Source organism: Clostridium sp., assembly GCF_040797585.1.
Lineage (GTDB): Bacteria > Bacillota > Clostridia > Clostridiales > Clostridiaceae > Clostridium_Z.
In genome coordinates, this window is record NZ_JBFNEO010000219.1 from 1 (window position 1) to 4,533 (window position 4,533).

4 protein-coding genes are annotated in these 4,533 nt (G+C 26.2%); 3 read left to right on the forward strand and 1 reads right to left on the reverse strand.

The features are described 5' to 3' along the window. Positions 1-213: 213 nt before the first annotated feature. Positions 214-552, forward strand: a complete 339-nt coding sequence (locus AB2369_RS11590) for a DUF1622 domain-containing protein (RefSeq protein ID WP_367666638.1) — start codon at positions 214-216, stop codon at positions 550-552. Positions 553-864: 312 nt separating this feature from the next. Here the strand turns inward: AB2369_RS11590 and AB2369_RS11595 are convergent, their stop codons facing one another. Further along, positions 865-1,473 carry an isoprenylcysteine carboxylmethyltransferase family protein gene (locus AB2369_RS11595; protein ID WP_367666639.1) on the reverse strand — a complete coding sequence of 203 codons (609 nt, stop codon included), beginning with the start codon at positions 1,471-1,473 and terminating at the stop codon, positions 865-867. A 553-nt stretch (positions 1,474-2,026) separates the two neighbouring features. On the opposite strand from AB2369_RS11595, the gene AB2369_RS11600 reads away from it, so the two are divergent. After that, positions 2,027-3,169 (forward strand): exonuclease SbcCD subunit D, encoded by a 1,143-nt coding sequence (locus AB2369_RS11600; protein ID WP_367666640.1) that lies wholly within the window; start codon positions 2,027-2,029, stop codon positions 3,167-3,169. Beyond that, the coding region (locus AB2369_RS11605) for an AAA family ATPase (RefSeq protein ID WP_367666641.1) at positions 3,166-4,533 on the forward strand (1,368 nt) is incomplete at its 3' end. The genes AB2369_RS11600 and AB2369_RS11605, both read left to right, overlap by 4 nt.

Here is a 4,533-nt window from a genome sequence, read left to right on the forward strand (position 1 = left end):
AAAGAATACTATATAGGGCTTTCAGCTTGTATTTTAATTTATGCACTAAGTTAAACCCTTGAAACTTGTAGATTTTAAGTAGTGTATAAAATAAATTTTTAGTCAAAAAGCTATAATACAAAAATTCAATCTAGGTTTCTAAAGAACTTTATATTTTTACTAGTACAAGAAGTTAATTTAATGTAATATTCTACAAAATTAGGAGTAAATAATATGTTAGAAAATTTAATAAATACAGTAGTACCAATTATAATACATATACTTGAGGGAATGGGGATTTTCATCATATCTGTTGCTGCTATAAAGGCTTTTTACAAATATATACGTGGACTTTTTAAGGATGAAGAACAGGCAATAAAAATAGATTTTGCTAAGGCTCTTACTGTTGCTTTAGAGTTTAAGCTAGCAGGAGAGATACTTAAGACTGTTATAGTTAGAACTCTAGATGAGATGTATATATTAGCAGCCATAATAATACTAAGAGCAGTTCTTGCCTTCGTTATTCACTGGGAAATAAAATCAGAATATACAACTCATAAAAGTAATGAGTAAAATAGAAGGAATCTTCCTTCTGGTGATGTTCTTTCTACCATCAGATAAATTTAATTAATGAAAAAATAAAGACATGGACAACAGATTTAAGAATGCTTGTCCTGTCTTTATTTTTTATATAGATATATTCCATGAAAACTAAAACTCAGCTTCAATATACTATAAATTTTTCATTAGTGAAAGACTAACTTTGTACATAGTATACTATACAAAACTCATCCTCTAATATAAAAGTATGCATTTATAAAATAAGTGATGTTAAAGGAGTTTTATAATATATATTAAAATTCATCTAGTAAGTATATAAAATACTTATTTAAAAAATATATATCTAGGAGTTTTACTTTTATAGCTATAATATTCATTATTAAACATAGAGATTAAATGCTTTTCCTCTTCTAGTATAAGCCTGTGAATAAATATTATATTAACAACACTTACAACTAAGGTTATAACATTAGGAAAGGTTAAAAATAATCCTAAAAACATTAAATCAAATCCTACAAAAGCTGGATTTCTAGTGAATTTGTAGACTCCTCTGGTTATTAATTTAGATTTAGATTTTTTATCAATACCTACCCTCCATGATAATCCCATATTAACCATTGCAATAATAAATACCAATAGTCCTATAAAATTTATTCCTACTCCTAAATATCTTATATTTAAGTTTTCAAATATAAATTTAAAAAGTTTATTATTAATATTTATATTAATAGCTTGAAAGAACCATAAACCACCCCAAATAAAAGTAGAAATTTTTAATGAAATTTCAGTGATAAAAATATCTAGTGGTTTATCTTTATTTCCTAGAGAGTTAGCTTTAATTCCATAGGTTTTATAAAGTATTATTAATTTAAAAGTATAGGATAATATGAAACCTATAAAAATAAATAAAGATATTTTATTGATAATAGACATATAGATACCCTCTTAATACAAAAGATCAATGAATATATGAACATATATTCATATGAATTGTACCATATTTAGGTATATGTGTAAACTTATCGAACTATTACATGGATAATTTTTTATTGAAAATTATAGGGTTTTCAGCTTGAATCTTAACTTATACATGCACTTAAACCCTTTAAAATCTTAGATTTTAAGTAGTGTATAAGATAAGTTTTGAATCAAAAACCATATATAGAGTTCCTATCTTAAAAATTAATTTATACCTGTTATTTATTCATTGGTAAATTAGACTTTTAAGGTATGTATAAGTTAAGAGATGATCTAGGAACTCTATAGTGATATAAATATAAAAATTAATTTACTCATTAATTTTTATATTTATAATGATCTATAGAGATGTACAAACTAAGATTTAACTTAAAATCCCATAAATAGTTTATTAAATTAAAATTTAAAATAGAAGCTAAATATTTATATATTGAATCACAATGCTGTGGAAATACTTAGTTTCCTATGATAAAATATAAAAAGAGAACTTAAGTTCGGGGGTGATGACTTGCAAGGAGTTAAGATCCTTCACTGTGGAGATTTACATTTTGATACTCCATTTAAAGAAGGAGACAATGATTTTAGTGAAAAGAGAAAAGAAGATTTAAGAGAAACCTTTAGTAATATACTAAATAAATCCTTGGAGGAAAAGGTAGATTTAGTATTAATTGCTGGGGATTTTTTTGATAATATGACTCTTACAAAGACAACATTAAATTTTATTCAGAGGAAATTAGAGGAAGTAAAACCTCTTAAGATATTTATATCACCAGGAAATCATGATCCATTCAATGAAAAGTCTTTATATTCTTTAATTAATTGGCCTTCTAATGTACATATATTTAAGGAGGAAATAGAAAAGGTATATATTGATGAATTGAATGTGAATATTTTTGGGATAGGATTTAAAGAAACTCATGTAAAAGAATCCTTACTTAAGGGATTTAATGATAAATATGATCTGAAAAATTCTAAAGAGATAAACTTAATGGTTATCCATGGAGAGATAGCAAAAGGTGAGGAGATAAATAACTATAATCCTATAACTTTTAAGGAAATAGGGGATAGTAACTTAAATTACATAGCTCTTGGACATAGACATAGTTTTTCGAAAATACAAAGGGAGAAAAATACTTATTACTCCTATAGTGGGAATCCAGAAGGACGTGGTTTTCATGAGACAGGAGATAAGGGTGTGGTAATAGGTAATGTATATAAGGACTATGTGGATCTTAAATTTCTTCCACTATGTAAAAGAAGATATGAGATTTTAGATGTTAATATAGAAGGAGCAAAAGACTATGAGACTATAGAAAGCCTCATTCTTAAAGAAGTAAGTAATGAAGATAGGCTTAAAAATCTTTATAGAATTATATTAAAAGGAGAACTAAAGGACGACTTTATTATAAATAAAGATTTGTTAGAGGAGAAACTAAGTTCTAAATTTTATTATGTAAAAGTTCAAGATAAAACTATTTTATCTATAGATTACGAAAGTTTATCTAAGGAAATATCTATAAAAGGAATATATGCAAGGCGTATGCTAGATTTAATAAAAAAAGAAGAGGATAGCCTAAAAAGACATAAGCTTTATGAAGCATTGAAAATTGGAATCCAAAGCTTAACTGAAAGAGAGGTTACAATTCAATGAGGATAAAAAGCCTTAATATAGGTGCTTTTGGAAAGATCAAGAATAAAAACATAGATTTAGCACCAGGGTTTAATATAATTTATGGAGAAAATGAAAAGGGCAAGAGTACCATTCAAGGATTTATAAGGATTATTCTCTACGGAATGACCTTAAATAAAAAGAATCTAAAGGATAATGATAGAAAAAGATTTTATCCATGGAGTGGTGAAAAGCCGTATGGTGAGATGGTTATAAGTGATGGAAATGAAGATATTATAATAAAAAGAACCTTTGGAACAACTAAAAAAGAAGATACTACGGATATTATTAATAGTATAACAGGAGAGAATATTCAAATAGATAAAATCCAGCCAGGAAAAGATTTAATAGGCTTATCCCTTGGAGGATTTGTGAAGACCTTATTTATAAAGCAGCTTGGAAGTGAGATAACTAGGGATAAGGAAGAAGAGATAATGCATAAATTATCTAGCATTGAAACTTTAAGTCATGATGATGTATCCTATGACAAGGCAATAAATATTCTAGAGGATCATAAAAAGCTTTGGTCAAGTCAAAGAAAAGGTGGAAAGCTTAAGGAACTTTATGAGACTATTGAAATCTTAAATAATGAATATAAGGAATCACTTTTATTAACAGAAACAAATCTTAATGATAGTTTAAAGTTAAATTCTCTTAAAGAAAGTAGAAATCTTATAGTAAAGGATATAAAAGCTTTAGAACTTTATAGAAAGCATATGAAGAAGATAAAGCTTAATAGTGAGTATAAGGAAATAATAAAATATCTTAGAAAGACTAAGGAACTTAAAGGACTTAAAAATAAGATTAATGAGGATACTAATGGAGATGATAGTTTATTAAGTGAAGATTTTATAGAGGAGTTATGGAAAGAATACTATTCTATGAATGAATTGACTCCAATAATAAAGGAATACGATGAGGAGGTTCAAAGTCTTAACTTAAGAATGTCAGAATATAAAGAGGGCTTAGAAGAATTCCAAGGTTTTTCATCCTTAGAAGAGGATGTATATAAAAAAGTTTTAAAACTTTTAGAAGAAAAAAACTATCTTAAGGATAGATATTCTAAATATAAAGAGATTGAATATGAAGTTACAAGTATAGAAAACAATATAGAGAATATAAATAGATCTATAGAAGAAATGAAAGAAGTAGAACTTTTAAGAGATAAAATAGAGAAGATATTTAGTGAATATGAAGAGAAGCTAAAGGAGCTTAAATTCTTTCTAAATAATAGTCCAATAAATTATGATCTTTTAAAGAAAGAGAATCTTATAAAAGAAGAGATGAGAACTAGAACTTATGTGGTGTCATTAAGCATTATCTTAATTTTGGGAGGAGTATTATCT

What these genes read in the sequence shown, in the direction of transcription:
- AB2369_RS11595 (WP_367666639.1), bottom strand. Translation starts at nt 1,473, where the DNA reads ATGTCTATTATCAATAAAATATCTTTATTTATTTTTATAGGTTTCATA.
- AB2369_RS11590 (WP_367666638.1), top strand. Translation starts at nt 214, where the DNA reads ATGTTAGAAAATTTAATAAATACAGTAGTACCAATTATAATACATATA.